Below are 19,709 nucleotides of genomic sequence, written 5' to 3'. Positions count from 1 at the left end.
TGTTCTGGGGGGAACACGCGTTTGCAACGATTCGACAGATATGTCCTGTCGCAACTTATGGTGCTGTTCGGCTTTTTCGCCCTAGTCCTAGTGTCGGTCTATTGGGTGAACCGGGCGGTAAAACTGTTCGACCAGCTGATCGCCAACGGCCATTCCGCCGGCGTTTTCCTTGAATTTTCCGCGCTCTGGCTGCCTGCGGTGATCGCCAAGGTCATGCCCATGGCCAGCTTTGCCGCCGCCGTCTACGTGGCGCACCGCCTGTCCGCCGACAGCGAAATGGTCGTGGCCAAATCCTTTGGCTATTCGCCGTGGCGGCTGACGCGCCCGGTGCTGGCCTTTGGCGTGATCGTTGTCCTGATGATGAGCATCCTGACCCATGTTCTGGTGCCTAAATCCGCCGAACAACTGCGGATGCGCGAACAAGAGCTGTCCGGCTCGGTAGCGGCGCGGCTGCTGCGAGAGGGCACCTTCCTGCACCCGTCGGACGGCATCACCTTTTACATCCGCGAAATCACCGCGCGGGGCGAGCTGCGCGACGTGCTGCTGACCGACCGCCGCCTTGAGGGGCGCGATGTGACCTACACCGCTGAACGCGCCTACCTGCTGCGCGACGACGAAGGCGCAAAGCTGGTGATGCTGGCGGGCATGGCGCAGACCCTGGACCTTGGGGACAATACGCTGTCGACCACCAACTTTACCGATCTGACCTATGACATCTCGGCGGTGCTGGCCCCGCCAACCACCACCCGCCGCCGCATCCAGTTCGTGCCCACGCTGGAGCTGTTGACCCAGGCCCCCGCCGTCTCGGCAGAGACCTACCAGCCGCTTGGCCGCGTCTTGGAAACCGCGCACCTGCGGTTCCAGCACGCGCTGCTGTGCGGGGTGGCGGCGCTGGTGGGCTTTGCCGCCATGATGACGGGGGGCTATTCGCGGCTGGGATCGACGCGGCAGGTGATCTTTGCGATCTTTCTGATCGTCTGCGTCAAATTCGTCGAAGGTCTGGTCACCGATCCGGTGCGCAATGACGCCAGCCTGTGGCCCATCACCTATCTGCCCAGCCTCGTGGGCGCGGTGATCACCGTCGGCTTGCTGTGGCAGGCGGCGCGCCCCTATCGGCCCAAACGGCGCCCCGTGACGGAGGCGCCCGCATGATCCTGCACAGCTATTTCGCCCGCCGTTTCGTGCTGAACTTTCTTGGGGTGTTCGGGGTTCTCGCGCTGTTCCAAGGCCTGCTCGACCTGATCGAAGAGCTGCGCAACCTCGGCGATCAAAGCACCTTTGGCCGCGCGGTCCAGCTGACCCTGCTCAAGATGCCAGAGGCGATGTACGCGCTGCTGCCGCTGATCATGATCCTTGCGACCATCGCGCTGTTCCTTGGGCTGGCCAAGTCGTCCGAACTGGTGGCGGCGCGGGCGGCGGGGCGGTCCGGGCTGACCTCGCTGGCGGCGCCCCTTGCCATGGCCCTGCTGATCGGTGCGCTGATCGTGTCCGTGCTCAACCCGATCGTCGCCGCCACCACCAAGCGCTACGCCGATCTGACCGAGTTCTACGACTCGGGCAACACCTCGGCCCTGTCCATCGGCCCCGAAGGTCTGTGGCTGCGTCAGGGCGGCGATACCGGCCAGGCGGTGATCCGCGCCACCCGCACCAACGCCGAGGCCACGCAGCTGTTTGACGTGTCCATCGTCGCCTACGCCCCGGATGGCGGCCCCGCCAGCCGCATCATCGCCCAAGAGGCCGAGCTGATGGAAGGCGAATGGCAGCTGCGCGGAGTCAAGTCGTGGCCCCTCGCCGCCGGGCTGAACCCCGAAAGCGGCGCGCTGGAACAGGCCAGCCTGACGCTGCCCTCGAACCTGACCCGCGACAGCATCCGCGACCGCTTTGGCAAGCCCAACGCCGTGGCGATCTGGGATCTGCCGCAGTTTATCGCCGGACTGGAACTGGCGGGCTTTTCCGCGCGGCGGCACACGGTCTGGATGCACATCGAACTGGCCCGCCCGCTGTTCCTGATGGCGATGGTGCTGGTCGGCGCGGCCTTTACCATGCGGCCCACGCGCTCTGGCGGGACGGGGATTTCCGTGCTCTCGGCGGTGATGCTGGGCTTTGGCCTGTACTACGTGCGCAACTTTGCCCAGATCCTTGGGGAAAGCGGCCAGCTTTCGCCGATCATCGCCGCATGGACACCGCCCGTGGCCGCGAACCTGTTGGCGCTGGGGCTTGTGCTGCATATGGAGGACGGATGAGACGTTATCTTCGCATCCTCGCGCTGGCGCTAAGCACCGCTTGGCCGGTGGCCGCGAACGCCCAAACACCCCCCGCCCTGCTGGTGGCCGACAGTGTGACAGTCGAGGGCCAAGACCGCCTCGTCGCCACCGGCAATGTCGAGGTGCTGCACGACGGGCTGACCCTTAGCGCGACCCGGATTGTCTACGACGACGCCGCGCAAACGCTGGAGATCGACGGGCCGATCTATGTCACCGACCCCGACGGAAACGTCTTTACCGCCGACAGCGCCTCGCTGGATGCCGAATTGCGCAACGGCCTATTGCGCGGGGCGCGGCTGGTGCTGGACCAACAGCTTCAGCTGGCCTCGGTCGAGGCGCGCCGCGTCGGCGGGCGCTACACCCAGCTGTCCAAGGTGGCGGTGACCTCTTGTCACGTGTGCAAACCCGGCGAAACGCCCCTGTGGCAGATCCGCGCCACCCGTGTCGTCCATGACCAACAGGAACGGCAGCTGTATTTCGACGAGGCGCAGCTGCGCTTTTTCGACGTTCCGGTGTTTTACCTGCCGCACATGCGCCTGCCCGACCCGACGCTGAAACGCGCCCGCGGCTTTCTGATCCCCAAGATCCGCAGCAACAGCCAGCTGGGGTTTGGCATTGAAATCCCGTATTTTATCCCCATCGGCGACCATCAGGACATCACGCTGACGCCCTACCTGTCCCGCCAGAGCCGCACGCTGGAGTACCGCTATCGCCGCGCCTACCACAACGGCGATCTGGCCGTCGAAGGCGCGGTGTCCTCGGACAGCCTGCAACCGGGCGAGACGCGCGGCTATCTGTTTGCCAATGGCGGGTTCGACCTGCGCCGCGACTTCAAGCTCAGCTTTGATCTCAAGGCGGTGACGGACATCGCCTACCTGAACGATTACGACATCAACGAACGTGACCGGCTGGATTCGACGCTGACGCTGTCGCGGATCAAGGCGGACAGCTTTTTGCGGGCCAGCCTGATCCACTACCAGACCCTGCGCGCCACCGAAGACAACGACACCCTGCCCACCGTGGTCGCCGACGCGACCTATGAACGCCGGCTCTTTCCCAGCGCCTTTGGCGGAGAGCTGCGGCTGGCGGCGGCGGCGCACGCGCACCTGCGCTGGTCGTCGCTGGATGTGGACGGCCCGGACGCGGACAGCATTGTCGATGGCCGCGACGTCAGCCGCCTCAACCTCGAGGCAAGCTGGCGGCGGCGCTGGACCCTGATGGGGGGCTTGCGCGCCGGGGTCACTGGCGAGCTGGCGCTGGACCGGTTCAACACCTATCAGGACGCCACCAGCCCCAGCGATGTGACCGCCGCCACGGGCGCGCTTGCGGTGGAATTGCGCCTGCCCCTGGCCCGCGCCAGCGCGCAGGGCGGCTATACCCTGCTGGAACCCATCGCACAGATCGGCTGGGCGGGCGGCACGCGCCAGAAAAACCCCAACGAGGAAAGCACCCGCGTCGAGCTGGATCAGGGCAACCTGCTGTCGCTGTCGCGCTTTCCCTCTGCCGACCGGCGCGAGCATGGCCTAAGCGCCGTGGCGGGCCTGCGCTACCTGCATGAGGCGCCCGCCGGATGGGCCGCCTCGCTGACCATGGGGCGCGTCTGGCGGCAGGACGCCGACCCGGCCTTTACCCGCTCTTCGGGCCTGGCGGGGGATGCCTCGGACTGGCTGGTCGCCACGCAGTTCATGCACCCCGCCGGGCTGACCCTGTCGGCGCGTGGCCTGCTGGACAGCGACAACCGCTTTTCCAAGGCCGAAGCCACCGCCATGTGGTCCAACGACCGCCTTGACCTGAGCGCGTCTTACCTGCTGCTGGTCACCGACCCGGCCGAGGACCGGGCCAAGGCGCAGTCCGAATGGAGCTTTGACAGCACCTACCGGGTGAACGCCAACTGGTCCGCCAGCCTTGGCGCGCGCTATGACCTTGCCGACCAGCGGCTTGACCGCACCGGGCTGGGCCTGCAATACCGCAATGAGTGCGTTCAAGTGGATCTGTCGGCCAACCGCGAATTCGCGTCGGCCACCAACCTTGAGCCCTCTACTGATTTCGACCTGACCGTCTCGCTGAAAGGGTTCAGCACCGGCGGCAGCGCCAAGGAGTACCGCCGCACATGTGCAAACTGACCCGCCTGCTTCCCGCCGTGGCCACCGCGCTGGCCCTGACGCTGTCGCCCATGGCGGCCCCGGCGCAGAACCTCTTTGGCCCGGCGATCGTGGTGAACGACAAGGTCATCACCCAGTATGAAATCAACCAGCGCGCCCAGATGCTGCAACTGCTGCGCGCGCCCGGTGTCCCTGCCGAGCTGGCCCGCACCCAGCTGATCGAGGACCGCCTGAAACTGCAAGCGGCGCAGGACGCAGGCATTCGCCCCTCGGCGCAGGACATCCTTGACGGCATGGAAGAGTTCGCCGGCCGCGCCAACCTCTCGCGCGAGGAATTCACCCAGGCACTGGCCCAGGGCGGTGTGGATGAGCAGACCTTCCGCGATTTCGTGGCGGCGGGCCTGTCGTGGCGTCTGCTGGTGCAGCAACGCTTTGTCCCGCGCAGCGCCGTGTCCGAAGCCGAAGTCGACCGCGCGCTCAGTGCCGATGCCTCTGGCAGCAACGTGCGGGTGCTGTTGTCCGAGATCATCATGCCAGTGACCCCCGCGAACCAAGCCCAGATCAACGAGCGCGCCGCGCGCATCGCCCAGCTGGACGACACCGCCAGCTTTTCCGCGCAGGCCCGGCGCTTTTCCGCGACGCCCTCGCGCGGCAATGGCGGGCGTCTGCCGTGGCGTGACCTAAGCGAGCTGCCGCCGCAGCTGCGCCCGATCATCCTTGGCCTTGCGCCGGGCGAAGTGTCGGACCCGCTGCCGCTGCAAGGTGCCGTCGCCCTGTTCCAGCTGCGCGACATCGAGGAAACCGGCTATACCGCACCCGAAGTCGCCGCCATCGAATACGCCGCCTATTACATGCCCGGCGGGCGCTCGGCGGAAACGCTGGCCAAGGCGCGTGTGCTGGCCTCGCAGGTGGACCGCTGCGACGATCTGTATGGCGTGGCCAAGGGCCAGCCCGAAGAGGTGCTGGAACGTGGCACCCTTGCCCCGTCCGAAATCCCCACCGACATCGCCTATGAGCTGTCCAAGCTGGACCGCGGCGAGGTGTCCACCGCGCTGACCCGCGCCAACGGGCAAACCTTGGTCTTTCTGATGATGTGTGGCCGCACCAACAAGATTGCCGAGGATGCCGACCGCGAGCAAGTGACCATCGGCCTGCGCGACCGCCGCGTCCAAGGGCTGGCCGAAGGCTATCTGGCGCAGCTCAAGGCTGACGCGCGCATCATCGAAAACTGACGGGCCGCCGAGGGTGACCCAAGACAGGCGCCGGGCATGTGCTGCGGCGCCTTTTCCATTCCTCCCCGTTAGGAGACAGCCGTGAATAGTCCGGTGAAACCCATTGCCCTGACCTGTGGTGAGCCCTCTGGCATCGGCCCCGAACTGGCCGAGGCCGCCTGGACCGCGCTTGGCGCCGCGTTGCCCTTTGTCTGGCTGGGCGATCCCGCGCATCTACCCGGCACCGTGCGTCACGTGGTGATCGAGCATGCCGCAGACGCCGCCCACGCCGCCAAGACCGGCCTGCCCGTGCTGCCCATCGCCTTTGACGGCCCGCGCACCCCCGGCACGCCGCAACCCGCGCAGGCGCAGGGCGTCATCGCCTCGATCGAACAGGGCGTTCAGCTGGTGCAACAGGGCAAAGCCTCTGCCGTCTGCACCCTGCCGATCCACAAGCAGGCGCTGGCCGAGGGCGCGGGCTTTGCCTATCCCGGCCATACGGAATTCCTCGCCGCGCTGGCGGGGGCCGATGAGGTGGTGATGATGCTGGCGTCCGACCAACTGCGCGTGGTGCCGATCACCATCCATATCGCCATCGCAGACGTGCCCGCCGCGCTGACCCCCGCCTTGCTCGAACAGCGCATCCGCATCACTCACGCCGCCATGACCACTCAGTTCGGCATGTCGGCCCCGCGTCTTGCCGTGGCGGGCCTGAACCCCCACGCGGGCGAAGGTGGGCGCATGGGGACCGAGGAACAGACCCTCATCACCCCCGTGCTGGACAAGCTGCGCACCGAAGGCATGGACATCGCAGGCCCCCTGCCCGCCGACACCATGTTCCACCCCGCCGCCCGCGCCCGCTATGACGTGGCGCTGTGCATGTACCACGACCAGGCCCTGATCCCCATCAAGACGCTCGACTTTGACCGGGGCGTGAATGTCACCCTCGGGCTGCCGTTCATCCGCACCTCGCCCGACCACGGCACCGCCTTTGACATCGCGGGCAAGGGCGTGGCCAACCCGTCCTCGACGGTCGAAGCCTTGAAACTCGCCGCGCGCCTTGCCGCTGGCCAATCCCAAGAGACCCTCACATGAGCAGAATCGACGACCTGCCGCCGCTGCGCGACGTGATCACCACCCATGACCTGCGGGCGCGCAAGGCCTTGGGGCAGAACTTTCTGCTGGACCTGAACCTGACCTCGCGCATTGCCCGCATCGCGGGGGATCTGTCGAATACCGACGTGATCGAGGTTGGCCCCGGCCCCGGCGGCCTGACCCGTGGCCTCTTGGCCGAGGGCGCGCGCCGTGTGCTGGCCATCGAAAAGGACCACCGCTGTATGCCCGCGCTGGCGCAGATCGCGGGTGCCTACCCCGGACGCCTTACCGTGATCGAAGGCGACGCGCTGGAAATCGACCCTCTGGCGCATCTGACGCCCCCCATCGCGATCTGCGCCAACCTGCCCTACAACGTCGGCACAGAGCTGCTGATCCGCTGGCTCACGCCCAAGGAATGGCCGCCTTTTTGGTCGACCCTGACGCTGATGTTCCAAAAAGAGGTGGCCGAGCGCATCACCGCCCAGCCCGGCTCCAAGGCCTATGGCCGCCTCGCGATCCTTGCCCAGTGGCGCACCGACGCGCGCATCGCCCTGTCGCTGCCGCCCGAAGCCTTTACCCCGCCGCCCAAGGTCTCTTCGGCAGTGGTGCATCTGACCGCGCTGCCGGAACCGCGCTTTCCCGCCGATCCCAAGATCCTCGAGCGCATCGTCGCCAAGGCGTTTAACCAACGGCGCAAGATGCTGCGGGCGGCGCTCAAGGGCACGGCCCCCGATCTCGAAGACCGCCTGCTGGCCGCGGGCATCCAGCCCACCGAACGGGCCGAGCAAGTGTCGATTGAGCAGTTCTGCGCGCTGGCGCGGATGTTTGAGCAGGGCTAAGGCCGCTGCGATAAACGCGAAAAAGGCGCGGCCCTGTCGGGGGCACGCGCCTTTTTTTGATGTCTGATTGACGGCTGCTGCGCTGGCTTATTCAGCGGCGTCCGACTGTGCCTCGGGGGCTGCGTCCGCCTCTGCCTTGGGCGCCTCGGCATCCTCGGGCTTTTTGCGCGGCTTACGCGGGGCGCGCGGCTTCTTGGGCTTTTCCTCGGCCTTGGGGGCGTCCGCCGGAGCGTCGCCCTGCGCCTCTGCCTTGGGCTGATCGTCCGCCGCCTCTGCCGGGGCGTCCGCCTTGGGCGCGTCCTTTTTGGTGCGCGACGAGGTGCGCGGCTTGCGGGCGGGCTTGGCTTCTGGCTTGGCTTCGGCGCGCGCCTCGGGGGTGTCCACCAGACCGGCATCGCCGTCCTGCGCGGCGTCGATCACATCCGGCTGCGGTGCCTCAGAGGGGTCGACATCGGCGCGGCGCTCTTGACGCTGATCGTTGCGGTTGTCATTCCGGTTGTCCTGACGCTGCGGCTTGTCGCCACCATCGCTGTCCTGATCGCGCTGCGCACGGTCGCGATCGCGCTGCGCCTGACGTTCGCGATTCTCGCGTTCCTGCTGCTCGCGCTTGGCGTCCTGTTCCTTTTGCGCCGCGCTGAGCAAACGCATGTAATGCTCGGCGTGCTGCTGAAAGTTCTCCAAGGCGACGCGGTCGTTCCCCAGCGCCGCATCGCGCGCAAGCTGGTTGTACTTGTCGATGATCTGCTGCGGAGTGCCGCGGACCTTGCCCTCGGGGCCGTTGCTGTCAAACACACGGTTGACGACATTGCCCAGCGAGTTGTTGTTGCGGTTGCGGTTATTCTTGTTCCGCGAGCGGGATTTGGATGAACGCATGTTGTTGATATCCAGCCTGTTCTTCGGCAGCTTGGCGACATGATCGGGCACAGTCCTGCGCCACCGAACAAACGTCACCTTCATGTTTGGCTTGGCGTCGGGCGCGATCGGCAAGGCCGTCCGTCCGCTCGACTTCGCTTGAATATGCACATGCCATCATATGTGACAAGTGCAAATGACCCGTTACCGACCAATTTCCCCCGGTTTTAAGCGTTATTTTGCGCCTCGCGTGCCCGCAACCACACGATCGCGGCCATCAAGGTCGGGGATGATGCGCAAATCGCCGAGGCCCGCCTGCGACATCATTTCGCGCACAGCCGCCCCCTGCGTCGGCCCGATTTCCACCATAAGGCGACCCTGTGGCGCCAGATAGGCGAGCGCCCCCGCAACGATCAGCCGGTAGCACGACAGCCCGTCGCCCTCATCGGTCAAGGCCATGCGCGGCTCGTAGTCGCGCACCTCGGGGGACAGATCGGCCATCTCCTCGGCGGCGATGTAAGGCGGGTTCGACACGATCAGATCGAATTGCTCATCGGTACCGATCAAAGGCGCATACCAAGACCCCTGCTCCAGCGCCGCGCGCTGTTCCAGTTTGAGCGCGTTGCGGTTCCAAAAGGCAACGTTGAGCGCCCCGGCAGAGAGGTCAATGCCGACGCCAATGGCCCCCTCACGCTCCGCAAGCAGTGTCAGCAGGATGCAGCCCGACCCGGTGCCAAGATCGAGCACCGAGGCAAAGGGCTCGGCCAAGGCCGCCTCGATCAAGGTCTCGGTCTCGGGGCGCGGGTCGAGCACCTCGGGGGTCACAAGGAACTCACGGCCATAGAACTGTCGCCGCCCGGTCAGATGGCTGACGGGCACACGCTCGGCGCGGCGCTCGACCATGGCGTTGAAGATCACCGAAAGGTCCGGATCAATCGGCTCGGGCAGAAAGAGCGTCAGGCGACCGGGCGGCACCTTGAGCACATGCGCCATCAAACGCCGGGCATCGCGGCCCGCATCCGGCACCCCGGCCTGCGCCAGGGTCTGCGTGCCTTTCGCCAGGAGTTCAGAGGCGCGCATCCAAATTCCTTCCAAGGAATTTGCAAATCTTTTCAAAAAGATTTGGCGCGATCCTCATGCGGTCATCTCCGCCAGTAGCGCCGCCTGGTGTTCAGCGATCAGCGCGTCGATGATCTCATCCAGATCGCCCGCCATGATCTGATCGAGCTTGTACAGCGTCAGCCCGATCCGATGGTCGGTCATCCGCCCTTGCGGAAAGTTATAGGTCCGAATGCGCTCGGACCGATCCCCCGAGCCGACCTGCGATTTACGATCCGCCGAGCGCGCCTCGTCGGCCTTGCTGCGCTCTAGGTCAAACAGCCGAGCCCGCAGCACCTGCATGGCGATCTCGCGGTTGCGGTGCTGCGATTTCTCGGAACTCGTCACCACGATCCCCGATGGAATATGGGTGATGCGCACCGCCGAATCCGTGGTGTTCACGTGCTGGCCGCCCGCGCCAGAGGATCGCATGGTGTCGATGCGGATGTCATTGGGATCAATCCGAATATCGACCTCTTCGGCCTCGGGCAGCACCGCCACCGTCGCCGCCGACGTATGGATCCGCCCGCCCGATTCCGTCTCGGGCACGCGCTGCACCCGGTGCACGCCGCTTTCGAATTTCATCCGGGCAAAGACGCCCTCTCCGGCGATCCGCACCGTCAGTTCCTTGACCCCGCCAAGATCCGAGACCTGCTCTTCGATCACTTCCCAACGCCACCCGCGCGCCTCGGCATAGCGCTGGTACATGCGCGCCAAATCCCCAGCAAACAAGCCCGCCTCGTCCCCGCCCGTCCCCGGACGAATCTCCAGCATCGCCGCGCGGCTGTCGGCGGCGTCCTTGGGCAGCAGCGCCAGTTGCACCGCGTGCTCGGCCTCGGGGAGGCGCGCGCGCAAGTCCGGCAGCTCTTCCTCGGCCAATTCCTTCATCTCGGGGTCCGACAGCATCGCCTCGGCTTCGGCGATATCGGCCACAAGACCTTCGTAGTCGGTGATCGTGGCGACCACGGGTTTCAGCTCGGCATATTCACGGCCAAGCGCCGCAATGTCGCCTTCGCCTTGCGACATGCGGGCCTCGACATATTCGAGGCGCTCTTTGATCTGGTGGAGACGGTCGGATGGGATCATGCGTTGGTGCATCCCCCATCCAGCCTAAGGCGTCAAGCGTTTACAGCTTTTGCGCCGTGGCGCGCAGGTCTTCGATCCAGCCGTCGACGCGTTTCTTATTCACACCCATATCCGACTGACCAAAGCGCAAACGCCCATAAATTTCAAGCGTTTCGCCGTTTTTCATCACCGTCGTGTAGTCGGGGAACCCCATCCACTTGGACCGGCTGACATAGGTCACATGACCGTCCTTGACCGAACCGGCCAGACGGTGCGTTCGCGGGGAATTGACGATGATGTGGTCCAGCTCTGCCAGCGTCTGCGCGTCACCGGGCACGCGCCTGCGCACCCCGCCAGCGAGGTCCTGTTCGGCGGTCACATGCGGGTCCACGTGCCACACATCGGGTTTCGACGGTGCAAAGCGAATCCAGCCCAGCCCGCCCACAACGAGAATCAAGAATCCGTAAAGTACCATACGCATGATCTAGGGTGCTCCTGCTCGAAGTCATCTCAAAGTCCGGGTCTTTATCGCTGCCACGGTATGCCGTGATCTGAAAGAGCCGGTTCGGAAACGGTCATATTCTTGCCGATACCGTCGGCGGAACCAGTATGAATCCGCCGACCTTAACAACGCGTTAAGGTTGATGGGCTGAAAATTAACTCAGCTTGGTTAAGATAAACCGCTTCCAAACGCCTTGCGAACAGAAATCTGTGGATTACTTTCGCCGGGTCCACCCCCACAGGCACAAAAGCTCTGTCGCCACATGGGCCGCCGCAATCGCCGTGGCGCCGGTGGTGTCGAACGGGGGCGAGACCTCGACCACGTCACCGCCTTTAAGGTCAATCCCCGCCAGACGCCGCAGAATCACCGCCGCTTGATGGCTTGTCAGCCCGCCCCAGACCGGAGTCCCCGTCCCCGGCGCAAAGGCCGGGTCCAGCGCGTCAATGTCGAAGGTCACGTAACAGGGCTTGGTCCCAACGATTTCATGCACCCGCTCGGCCACCCATTCGGGGCCATTGGAATGCACCGCGCGGGCGTCGATGATGTTGAACCCCATCGTGTCGGGGTTATCCGTGCGAATCCCGATCTGGACCGAGCGTTCGGGCACCACTATCCCCTCTTTCGCCGCCTTGTACATAAAGGTGCCGTGATCGACGCGGCCCGCATCGTCATCGGCCCAGGTGTCCGTATGCGCGTCGAACTGGATCACGCTCAGGGGCCCGTATTTCTCGGCGGTGGCGCGCAGGCAGCCGTGGGTCACCGAGTGATCGCCGCCCAAGGCAATGCACCCCGCCCCCGCGCCGATGATCCCGCCGATATGGGCCTTGATCCGCCCCGGCACGTCCGCAGGGACCGCGTAGTCAAAGGCCATATCGCCATAGTCCGCGATGGCGAAGTCCGACAGCACGTCATAGCCCCAGCCATAAGGCGCATCGCAGGGTTGCAGTAAAGACGCCACGCGGATCGCCCGCGGCCCCAGACGCGTGCCGGGGCGGTTCGTCACCGCCTGGTCAAACGGCAGACCCGTCACCGCGATGTCCACGCCGGTCAGATCCTTGGTGTACTTGCGCCGCAGAAAACTGGTCGCCCCGGCAAAGACATTCTCGAACGACGGCCCCTTAAGGTCGTCGCGGGTAAAGGCGTGGTCGATCTGGCGCTGCGCGTCTTCGAGGCTCATGGGATTTCCTTTAAAGTCTTACAAAGGCAGGGCTTTTTCGATCAGCCGGGCAAAGAAGCTGGCCCCGATGGGGGCGATCTCATCGTCGAAATCATACTTGGGGTGGTGGCAATTGGGCCGATCCCCCATGCCGACAAAGAGATACGCGCCGGGCCGCGCCTGCAACATATAGGAAAAATCCTCGCCCGGCATGATCGGATCGACGGCGTCATCCACCGCCTCGTCCCCGACCACCTCACGCGCCACCGAGGCGGCAAAGGCGGTCTGATCGGGGTGGTTGATGGTGGGCGGATAGCCCTCTTCGTAGTCCAGCACCGCCGTCGCGCCAAAGCTGCGCGCCTGGAATTCGACCAACTCGGCCATGCGCGCCTTGACCTCGGTCTGCACGGCCTTGTCGAAATAGCGCACGGTGCCGTTCATCACGGCGGTCTCGGGGATGATATTGGCGGCAGTGCCGGTGTGGATTTGCGTCACGCTCACCACCAGCTTGTCCAAGGCATTGATATTGCGGCTGATAATCGTCTGAAGCGCCATGGTCAGGCTGGCCGCCGCCACCACCGGATCGACGGCGCGCGACGGTTCGGCCCCGTGGCCACCCTTGCCGGTTATTGTCACGGTGAACTCATCCACCCCCGCCATCAGCGCGCCGGGGTTGGTGGTGATATGCCCCAAAGCCGTGCCGGGCGCGTTGTGCACGCCATAGACTTCGGAGATGTCAAAGCGGTCCATGATGCCCTCTTCGACCATGATGCGCCCGCCGCCTTCGCCCTCTTCGGCGGGCTGGAAAATCAGCGCGACCCGCCCGGCAAAGTTGCGCGTCTCCGCCAGGTACTTGGCCGCGCCCAACAGCATCGTCGTGTGCCCGTCATGCCCGCAGGTATGCGCGAGACCCGGCTTGGTCGAGGCATGGTCGGTGCCGCTCAGATCCTCCATCGGCAGGGCGTCCATATCGGCGCGCAGGCCGATGGTCTTGCCGGGGCCGCGCCCTTCGATGATGGCGACAACGCCGCTGGTGGCGATACCGGTGTGGATGTCGGTGATGCCAAAGCTTTTCAGTTGCTCGACGACAAAACCCGCGGTTTCATGGCATTCAAGGCCCAATTCCGGGTGCTGATGCAGGTGCCGCCGCCACGCGGTCATCTGCGGGGCAAGGGCGGCGATGGAATTGACGATGGGCATGGCGAATCTCCTTATTGCGGGCAGAGTGCGCCGACGCTGGGGCAAAGGAAACCCCTCGCACCGGGTGCCCTAGCGGGACGGTGGGCGGGGCAGTTTGCTTGCGCCCCTCCGGGGCGACGTTCCACCAGAACAAGCGCCGTCTTACCGTCCTCGCCCGTGCCTTGTCTCGATCACCCTTGCAAAGAAACTCGCCCCATAAGGCGCCGCCGCGTCGTTGAAATCGAACGCCGGATGGTGCACCGACGGCCCCTTGCCCTGCCCAAGGAACAAAAACGCCCCCGGCCGTGCCTCGAGCATATAGGAAAAATCCTCGGCCCCCATCTCGGGCGGCAGATCGTCTACCACCTTGCCCGACACCTCGCGCGCCACGTCCACCGCAAAACGCGTCTGCGCCGCGTGGTTCACCGTCGGCGGATAGGTCCGCATGTAATTCAGCTCGGCCCGCACGCCATAGGAGGCCGCCTGCCCCGCGATGATCTCGGAAATCCGCCGCTCGGCCATATCGCGCACCTTTGGGTCAAGGCTGCGCACCGTACCCGCCATCTCGACCCGCTCGGGGATGATGTTCTTGGCCGTCCCGCCGTTGATCTGCGACAGCGCCACCACCAGCGACCCCAGCGGATCGGTATTGCGCGACACCACCGTCTGCAAAGCCTGCCCGATCGCTAGCGCGCAGGGGATCGGATCGACGCATTCCTGGGGATAGGCCGCGTGCCCGCCCTTGCCGATCAAGGTCAGCTCAAAGTCATCGACGGAGGCCATGATCGGCCCCGGACAGGTGCGAAACTCGCCCAGATCGCCAAAGGGATCGGTGTGCAGGGCAAAGACTTCCTCGACCCCGAACCGATCCATGATGCCTTCCTCGACCATGATGCGCCCGCCGCCGATGGTCTCTTCGGCGGGTTGAAAGATCAGCACCACGGAGCCCGCAAAATTCCGCGTCTCGCACAGGTAGCGCGCCGCCCCCAGCAGCATCGCGGTGTGCCCGTCGTGGCCGCAGGCGTGCATCCGCCCCGGCACCGTGCTGGCCCAGATCGCGCCGGTCGCCTCTTCCATCGGCAGGGCGTCCATATCGGCGCGCAAGCCCGTCACCGGCCCATCGCCCTGCCCCCGGATCACGCCCACCACACCGCTTGTGGCGATCCCCTCGTGGATTTCATCAACGCCGAACTCGCGCAAACGCGCGACGACAAACGCAGCCGTCTCATGACACTCCAGACACAGCTCGGGGTGCATGTGCAGATGCCTGCGCCAGCCCGCCATGTCTTCGGCAAAGCCCGCGATGCGGTTGATGACGGCCATGGCTGGACTCCTTGTGCCTGATGTTCCATCCCTCTGGTGACGCAAGACCATGGGGGACGCAATGAGTGATGACCTGATCCACAATCCAAACGGCGGGATGCCGCGCCTTGTCGAGATCATGCGCCGCCTGCGCGACCCGGACAGCGGCTGCCCGTGGGATCTGGAACAGGACTTTGCCACCATCGCGCCCTACACGATCGAAGAGGCCTACGAGGTCGCCGACGCCATTGAACGCGAGGCTTGGGACGAGCTCAAGGGCGAGCTGGGCGATTTGCTGTTCCAGTCGGTGTTCCACGCGCATATGGCCTCTGAACGTGGGCTGTTCACCTTTGACGAGGTGGCCGACACCATGTCCGACAAGATGGTCGCCCGCCACCCGCATGTCTTCGGCGACGAGAGCCGCGAGAAATCCGCCGATCAGCAGACCGTCGACTGGGAAAAGATCAAGGCGGCAGAGCGCGCCGCCAAGGCCCAGACCGGGGTGCTGGACGGGGTGGCTTTGGGCCTGCCCGCCCTCTTGCGTGCGCTGAAACTGCAAAACCGCGCGGCGCGTGTGGGCTTTGACTGGCCCTCGACCGATGAGGTCATGGACAAGGTCGCCGAGGAAATGGACGAGCTGCGCAAGGCTGAGAACGCGGAGCACGCCTTTGAGGAATTTGGCGATCTGCTGTTCGTCATGGCCAACCTCGCCCGCCATATGAAGATCGACCCAGAGGCAGCCCTGCGCGCCGCCAACGCCAAGTTCACTCGCCGCTTTGCCTATATCGAGGCGGCGCTGGCCGAGCAGGGCAAAACCCCAACGGACAGCAACCTGACGGAAATGGACGCGCTGTGGGACGCCGCCAAGGCCGCCGAGCGCGCCAAGGGCTAGGCGCGCCGCCATCTCGCGCTAGCTGTCCAAAAACCGGCGCGCGCCATTCCTGAATTTTCCACTCAGGTATTGACCCGACTGTTTTGGTCGGGTTATCTGCGCCCAACACGGACGCGACACAAACGGAGGATTCCATGTTCCTGCGCCTGACCACCGCCCTTGCCCTCGTGGCCGCCCCAGCCCTGGCCCAAGAGGTGAACCTCTATTCCTATCGCCAGCCCGAACTGCTGGCCCCGCTGACCGACGCCTTTACCGAACAGACCGGCATCAAGGTCAACGTGGCGTTCCTCGACAAAGGCATGGTCGAGCGCCTCAAGGCCGAAGGCCGCCGCTCGCCCGCTGATCTGATCTTTACCGTCGACATCTCGCGCCTTGCCGCTGCTGTCGAGGCGGGCGTCACGCAGCCGGTGCAATCCGACGTGCTGACCGCGAACGTGCCCGCGCAATACCACGACCCGGACGGCCAGTGGTGGGGTCTGACCACCCGCGCGCGCATCGTCTATGCCTCTAAGGATCGTGTCGAGCCGGGCGAAGTCACCACCTACGAAGACCTCGCCGACCCCAAGTGGCAGGGCCGCATCTGCACCCGCTCTGGCACCCATGACTACACCATCGGTCTGGTGGCGGCGATGCTGGCGCACCACGGTGAAGACTACACCAAGACCTGGCTCGAAGGCGTGAAATCCAACCTCGCCCGCAAGCCGCAGGGCAACGACCGCGCGCAGGTCAAAGCGATCTGGGCCGGCGAATGCGACATCTCGCTCGGCAACACCTACTATATGGGCCAGATGCTCGAAGACCCCGAGCAGACCGAATGGGCCAACTCGGTCAACGTGCTGTTCCCGACCTTCGAAGACGGCGGCACCCATGTGAACATCTCGGGCGTGGCCATGACGGCGGCGGCGCCGAACAAGGACAACGCCCTGAAAATGATGGAATTCCTCGTCTCGCCCGAGGCGCAGAAGGTCTACGCCAAGGCCAACTACGAATACCCCATCGCGCCGGGCTCTGAGGCCGATCCGCTGGTCCAGGGCTGGGGCAGCTTTGAAGCGGACGACGTCAACCTGATGGAGATCGCAGGCTACCGCGCGCAGGCGCTGAAACTGGTCGAGACGGTCGACTTCGACGGCTAAGCGCCGCCCTATCACGACACGACAGGCACCCCGGACAGCACTCCGGGGTGCCTTGTTTTTTGCCCCCTGCCCGGATAGCCCTTGCGCGGAAGAATGGGGGTCACATGCGAAGACTGGTGCTGATCGTAACGCTTGCCGGGATCGCCCTGATGGCATGGAAATCGGACAGGCTCTGGCCTTTGCGCGCGCCGCTCTATGACGCGCTTTATGCCGGGCGTGACATTCAAAGCCCCGCCCTGCCCATCGGGCTGACCACCGCCTATGCGCTGATTGACCGGCCCGCGTCCGGGCTGTGGAGCGAATACTGTCACATCAGGCTGTGGAAACTCGGCCCCAAGGCGCAGGCGCGGCTAGAGGCCGACGGGCTGGACTTTCTGATGTCGCTGAACCTGGCGTCCGCGACCCCCTGGACCAAGGACGCCCCGGACCTGGACAACCGACGCGGCCACACCTGCCCCGGCCGAGGCGCAAGGGCACAGGCGACGAGCCTCGTACAGCGGTTTTCCCAATCCCCCGGCTATCACTTGGATACAGGGCGCGAGAGCGGCAGCTATTACGCCATCCTGCCCGCCGAAGGGCTGGTTCTGAGGCTTGACAGCGGGGACTGACGCACCCCGACCCCATCCCACACAAACGAAAACGGCGCCCACAAGGGACGCCGTATCGTAACGGGATAAATCCGCTCTGGAAAGCTTACTGAGCTTCCGAGATGAACTTGACCGCGTCGCCGAAGGTCTGGATGGTCTCGGCTGCGTCGTCCGGGATCTCGATGCCGAACTCTTCTTCGAATGCCATGACCAGCTCGACGGTGTCGAGGCTGTCTGCGCCCAGGTCGTCGATGAACGAAGCGGACTCGGTCACCTTGTCCTCTTCAACGCTCAGGTGCTCAACCACAATCTTCTTCACGCGATCTGCGATGTCGCTCATGTCTCTTCCTCACAAGTCTGTCGGGCAGTTGCCCGGTTTGCCCTGCCCAATCGGGTGGCGTCTGGTTACCCTCTCGGGCGGCTCGATCTCCCGGCGGGCCGGGCATAACCGAAGGGGAGTCTCCTCCCATTCAGTCAAAATCTGGGGGGCCTATAGCACAGGCAGCGCGGATCGCAAATGCTTTCCCGCCGTGTCCCCCAGCGTTTTACAACATGGCCATACCGCCGTTGACGTGCAAGGTCGCGCCCGTCATGTAACCGGCCTCGGCGCTTGCCAAAAACAGCACGCTGGCGGCGATTTCGGCGGGGGTACCCATGCGGCCCGCGGGGATCTGCCCAAGGATCGCGCCCTTTTGGTCGTCGTTCAGCTTGTCGGTCATCGCCGTCTCGATAAAGCCCGGCGCCACGGCGTTTACCGTGATTCCCCGGCTGGCGACCTCGTAGGCGAGCGATTTGGACATGCCGATCATCCCGGCCTTGGCGGCGGCATAGTTGCCCTGACCGGGGTTGCCGGTCGCGCCCACCACCGAAGAGATGTTGACGATGCGGCCCCAGCGGGATTTCATCATGCTGCGCAGCACGCCTTTGCACAGGCGGAAGGTCGAGGTCAGGTTGACCTCCAGCACGCTGTTCCACTCGTCCTCGGACATGCGCATGAACAGGTTGTCACGGGTGATCCCGGCGTTGTTCACCAGAATATCGACGCTGCCCATGGCCTCGGCCGCCTGTTTCGGCAGCGCGTTCACCGCGTCGGCGTCGGACAGGTTGCACGGCAGCACATGCGCGCGCTCCCCAAGTTCCGCGGCCAGCGCTTCGAGCGGCTCGGTGCGGGTGCCGGACAGGCCAACCGTGGCCCCCGCCCCGTGCAGAGCCTTGGCGATTTCGCCGCCGATGCCGCCCGAGGCACCTGTGATGAGGGCATTCTTACCAGTCAGATCGAACATGCTCGTTCCTCTCCCTACATATCTTACGAAGGGGCGCAGCGGCCCCCTATACTTTTATGCGTTCAAAGCCTGAGCGGCGGCGGTCACATCGGCAGCGGTGCCGACGTTGCGCACGGCGGCGGGCTTGTGGATGCGGCGGACCATGCCGGACAGAGCCTTGCCCGCGCCGATTTCCCAGAACTCGGTGACCTCGCCCGTGCCGGTCATCCACAGCACGGATTCGCGCCAGCGCACCGCGCCGCAGATCTGATCCACCAGCAACTTGCGGATCTGCTCGGGGTCGGACACGGCCTCAGCTACCACGTTGGCCACCACCGGCACGGCGGGGTCGTTGATCGTCACATCGGCCAGCGCCTGCGCCATCTCGTCAGCGGCGGGCTGCATCAAGGCACAGTGGAAGGGCGCGGACACCGGCAGCAGCAGCGCGCGCTTGGCACCGGCTTCCTTGGCGATGTCCACCGCGCGTTCCACGGCGGCCTTGGCCCCGGAAATCACCACCTGCGCCGGGTCGTTGTCGTTGGCCGCCTGACACACGTCGCCCTGCGCCGCATCGGCGGCCACCTTGCGCACAGCGTCGAGGTCGAGACCCAGCACAGCGGCCATCGCCCCTTCGCCCACGGGGACAGCGGCCTGCATGGCCTGCCCGCGCTTGCGCAGCAGACGGGCCGCATCCGCCACGGTCAACGCGCCCGCCGCCGTCAGCGCCGAGTATTCGCCCAGCGAATGCCCCGCCACAAAGGACGCCGCATCCATCGACACGCCCTCGGCTTCCAGCGCGCGCATCGCCGCCAGAGACGTCGCCATCAGCGCGGGCTGCGCGTTGGCGGTCAGGGTCAGGTCCGCAATGTCGCCTTCCCAGATCAGCGTCGACAGCTTTTCGCCAAGCGCCTCGTCGACCTCGTCAAAGATCGCGCGGGCCGCCGGGTAAGCGTCCGCCAAGTCCTTGCCCATGCCGATGGTCTGAGCGCCCTGTCCGGGAAAGATGAATGCGCGGGCCATGCCCCTCTCCTTACTGCTTGTCCTTTGGTCAATGCCCATAGCGCCCACGGGCCCCGGGCGCAACGCTTCGCGCACGAATGCTGTGCAAAGGCGAAGATTGCTGCACGCGCAAACTCTGCTAGCTAAAGGTCAACACGACTTTTCGGAGCT

19 protein-coding genes are annotated in these 19,709 nt (G+C 65.2%); 9 read left to right on the top strand and 10 right to left on the bottom strand.

What is annotated here, in order from left to right; genetic code table 11:
• Window positions 1-21: 21 nt before the first annotated feature.
• From B9A11_RS12240 to rsmA, 6 genes are all read left to right on the top strand, one after another.
• Complete coding sequence (locus tag B9A11_RS12240) at window positions 22-1,152, top strand: LptF/LptG family permease (protein WP_083499887.1); 1,131 nt, start codon at window positions 22-24, stop codon at window positions 1,150-1,152.
• Entirely contained in the window at window positions 1,149-2,243 is a 1,095-nt protein-coding gene (lptG, locus tag B9A11_RS12235) for an LPS export ABC transporter permease LptG (protein WP_058248333.1), read from the top strand. Before B9A11_RS12240 ends, lptG begins: the two co-directional genes overlap by 4 nt.
• Window positions 2,240-4,387 carry an LPS-assembly protein LptD gene (locus B9A11_RS12230; RefSeq protein WP_058248332.1) on the top strand — a complete coding sequence of 716 codons (2,148 nt, stop codon included), beginning with the start codon at window positions 2,240-2,242 and terminating at the stop codon, window positions 4,385-4,387. The genes lptG and B9A11_RS12230 overlap by 4 nt, the downstream gene beginning before the upstream one ends.
• A complete protein-coding gene (locus tag B9A11_RS12225) occupies window positions 4,375-5,598 on the top strand; it encodes a peptidylprolyl isomerase (protein WP_058248331.1) in 1,224 nt (407 codons plus the stop codon). Before B9A11_RS12230 ends, B9A11_RS12225 begins: the two co-directional genes overlap by 13 nt.
• A gap of 81 nt (window positions 5,599-5,679) precedes the next feature.
• Complete coding sequence (pdxA, locus tag B9A11_RS12220) at window positions 5,680-6,672, top strand: 4-hydroxythreonine-4-phosphate dehydrogenase PdxA (protein ID WP_234988822.1); 993 nt, start codon at window positions 5,680-5,682, stop codon at window positions 6,670-6,672.
• Window positions 6,669-7,511: a 16S rRNA (adenine(1518)-N(6)/adenine(1519)-N(6))-dimethyltransferase RsmA gene (gene rsmA / locus B9A11_RS12215; RefSeq protein WP_058248329.1), complete on the top strand. Its 843-nt coding sequence runs from the start codon at window positions 6,669-6,671 to the stop codon at window positions 7,509-7,511. Before pdxA ends, rsmA begins: the two co-directional genes overlap by 4 nt.
• Before the next feature lie 87 nt (window positions 7,512-7,598).
• Here the strand turns inward: rsmA and B9A11_RS12210 are convergent, their stop codons facing one another.
• The 7 genes from B9A11_RS12210 to B9A11_RS12180 form a co-directional block, all read right to left on the bottom strand.
• The gene (locus B9A11_RS12210; protein WP_058248500.1) at window positions 7,599-8,384 is read right to left on the bottom strand and encodes a DUF4167 domain-containing protein; all 786 of its coding nucleotides are present in this window, start codon (window positions 8,382-8,384) and stop codon (window positions 7,599-7,601) included.
• 213 nt (window positions 8,385-8,597) lie between these two features.
• Entirely contained in the window at window positions 8,598-9,443 is an 846-nt protein-coding gene (prmC, locus tag B9A11_RS12205; RefSeq protein WP_058248328.1) for a peptide chain release factor N(5)-glutamine methyltransferase, read from the bottom strand.
• Between the two features lie 54 nt (window positions 9,444-9,497).
• Entirely contained in the window at window positions 9,498-10,547 is a 1,050-nt protein-coding gene (gene prfA, locus B9A11_RS12200; RefSeq protein ID WP_058248499.1) for a peptide chain release factor 1, read from the bottom strand.
• A 40-nt stretch (window positions 10,548-10,587) separates the two neighbouring features.
• Window positions 10,588-11,007: a DUF1499 domain-containing protein gene (locus tag B9A11_RS12195; RefSeq protein ID WP_058248327.1), complete on the bottom strand. Its 420-nt coding sequence runs from the start codon at window positions 11,005-11,007 to the stop codon at window positions 10,588-10,590.
• 235 nt (window positions 11,008-11,242) lie between these two features.
• Window positions 11,243-12,205, bottom strand: coding sequence for an agmatinase (gene speB, locus B9A11_RS12190; protein WP_058248326.1), 963 nt, complete (start codon window positions 12,203-12,205; stop codon window positions 11,243-11,245).
• Window positions 12,206-12,223: 18 nt separating this feature from the next.
• Window positions 12,224-13,384 (bottom strand): M20 aminoacylase family protein, encoded by a 1,161-nt coding sequence (locus tag B9A11_RS12185; protein ID WP_058248325.1) that lies wholly within the window; start codon window positions 13,382-13,384, stop codon window positions 12,224-12,226.
• A 141-nt stretch (window positions 13,385-13,525) separates the two neighbouring features.
• Window positions 13,526-14,686 carry a M20 aminoacylase family protein gene (locus B9A11_RS12180; RefSeq protein WP_058248324.1) on the bottom strand — a complete coding sequence of 387 codons (1,161 nt, stop codon included), beginning with the start codon at window positions 14,684-14,686 and terminating at the stop codon, window positions 13,526-13,528.
• A gap of 61 nt (window positions 14,687-14,747) precedes the next feature.
• On the opposite strand from B9A11_RS12180, the gene mazG reads away from it, so the two are divergent.
• The 3 genes from mazG to B9A11_RS12165 all read left to right on the top strand — a co-directional run bounded on the left by mazG (window position 14,748) and on the right by B9A11_RS12165 (window position 17,298).
• Window positions 14,748-15,557 carry a nucleoside triphosphate pyrophosphohydrolase gene (gene mazG, locus B9A11_RS12175; RefSeq protein WP_058248323.1) on the top strand — a complete coding sequence of 270 codons (810 nt, stop codon included), beginning with the start codon at window positions 14,748-14,750 and terminating at the stop codon, window positions 15,555-15,557.
• A gap of 134 nt (window positions 15,558-15,691) precedes the next feature.
• Window positions 15,692-16,690: a Fe(3+) ABC transporter substrate-binding protein gene (locus B9A11_RS12170; RefSeq protein WP_186009213.1), complete on the top strand. Its 999-nt coding sequence runs from the start codon at window positions 15,692-15,694 to the stop codon at window positions 16,688-16,690.
• A 104-nt stretch (window positions 16,691-16,794) separates the two neighbouring features.
• On the top strand, window positions 16,795-17,298 hold the full coding sequence (locus B9A11_RS12165) for a hypothetical protein (protein WP_058248322.1): 504 nt from the start codon (window positions 16,795-16,797) through the stop codon (window positions 17,296-17,298).
• 85 nt (window positions 17,299-17,383) lie between these two features.
• Here the strand turns inward: B9A11_RS12165 and B9A11_RS12160 are convergent, their stop codons facing one another.
• The 3 genes from B9A11_RS12160 to fabD form a co-directional block, all read right to left on the bottom strand.
• Window positions 17,384-17,617 carry an acyl carrier protein gene (locus B9A11_RS12160; protein ID WP_058248321.1) on the bottom strand — a complete coding sequence of 78 codons (234 nt, stop codon included), beginning with the start codon at window positions 17,615-17,617 and terminating at the stop codon, window positions 17,384-17,386.
• A 205-nt stretch (window positions 17,618-17,822) separates the two neighbouring features.
• On the bottom strand, window positions 17,823-18,560 hold the full coding sequence (fabG, locus tag B9A11_RS12155) for a 3-oxoacyl-[acyl-carrier-protein] reductase (RefSeq protein WP_058248320.1): 738 nt from the start codon (window positions 18,558-18,560) through the stop codon (window positions 17,823-17,825).
• Between the two features lie 54 nt (window positions 18,561-18,614).
• On the bottom strand, window positions 18,615-19,559 hold the full coding sequence (fabD, locus tag B9A11_RS12150) for an ACP S-malonyltransferase (RefSeq protein WP_058248319.1): 945 nt from the start codon (window positions 19,557-19,559) through the stop codon (window positions 18,615-18,617).
• Window positions 19,560-19,709 lie beyond the last annotated feature (150 nt).

The sequence above is a fragment of the Tropicibacter naphthalenivorans genome, assembly GCF_900176475.1.
Lineage (GTDB): Bacteria > Pseudomonadota > Alphaproteobacteria > Rhodobacterales > Rhodobacteraceae > Tropicibacter > Tropicibacter naphthalenivorans.
The sequence above is the reverse complement of the archived record's forward strand: the minus strand, read 5'-3'. Positions and strand labels throughout refer to the sequence as shown.

What these genes read in the sequence shown, in the direction of transcription:
- speB (WP_058248326.1), bottom strand. Translation starts at nt 12,205, where the DNA reads ATGAGCCTCGAAGACGCGCAGCGCCAGATCGACCACGCCTTTACCCGC.
- B9A11_RS12195 (WP_058248327.1), bottom strand. Translation starts at nt 11,007, where the DNA reads ATGCGTATGGTACTTTACGGATTCTTGATTCTCGTTGTGGGCGGGCTG.
- mazG (WP_058248323.1), top strand. Translation starts at nt 14,748, where the DNA reads ATGAGTGATGACCTGATCCACAATCCAAACGGCGGGATGCCGCGCCTT.
- B9A11_RS12210 (WP_058248500.1), bottom strand. Translation starts at nt 8,384, where the DNA reads ATGCGTTCATCCAAATCCCGCTCGCGGAACAAGAATAACCGCAACCGC.
- rsmA (WP_058248329.1), top strand. Translation starts at nt 6,669, where the DNA reads ATGAGCAGAATCGACGACCTGCCGCCGCTGCGCGACGTGATCACCACC.
- lptG (WP_058248333.1), top strand. Translation starts at nt 1,149, where the DNA reads ATGATCCTGCACAGCTATTTCGCCCGCCGTTTCGTGCTGAACTTTCTT.
- prmC (WP_058248328.1), bottom strand. Translation starts at nt 9,443, where the DNA reads ATGCGCGCCTCTGAACTCCTGGCGAAAGGCACGCAGACCCTGGCGCAG.
- B9A11_RS12160 (WP_058248321.1), bottom strand. Translation starts at nt 17,617, where the DNA reads ATGAGCGACATCGCAGATCGCGTGAAGAAGATTGTGGTTGAGCACCTG.
- fabD (WP_058248319.1), bottom strand. Translation starts at nt 19,559, where the DNA reads ATGGCCCGCGCATTCATCTTTCCCGGACAGGGCGCTCAGACCATCGGC.
- B9A11_RS12230 (WP_058248332.1), top strand. Translation starts at nt 2,240, where the DNA reads ATGAGACGTTATCTTCGCATCCTCGCGCTGGCGCTAAGCACCGCTTGG.
- B9A11_RS12225 (WP_058248331.1), top strand. Translation starts at nt 4,375, where the DNA reads ATGTGCAAACTGACCCGCCTGCTTCCCGCCGTGGCCACCGCGCTGGCC.
- fabG (WP_058248320.1), bottom strand. Translation starts at nt 18,560, where the DNA reads ATGTTCGATCTGACTGGTAAGAATGCCCTCATCACAGGTGCCTCGGGC.
- prfA (WP_058248499.1), bottom strand. Translation starts at nt 10,547, where the DNA reads ATGATCCCATCCGACCGTCTCCACCAGATCAAAGAGCGCCTCGAATAT.
- B9A11_RS12185 (WP_058248325.1), bottom strand. Translation starts at nt 13,384, where the DNA reads ATGCCCATCGTCAATTCCATCGCCGCCCTTGCCCCGCAGATGACCGCG.
- B9A11_RS12170 (WP_186009213.1), top strand. Translation starts at nt 15,692, where the DNA reads ATGTTCCTGCGCCTGACCACCGCCCTTGCCCTCGTGGCCGCCCCAGCC.
- B9A11_RS12180 (WP_058248324.1), bottom strand. Translation starts at nt 14,686, where the DNA reads ATGGCCGTCATCAACCGCATCGCGGGCTTTGCCGAAGACATGGCGGGC.
- B9A11_RS12165 (WP_058248322.1), top strand. Translation starts at nt 16,795, where the DNA reads ATGCGAAGACTGGTGCTGATCGTAACGCTTGCCGGGATCGCCCTGATG.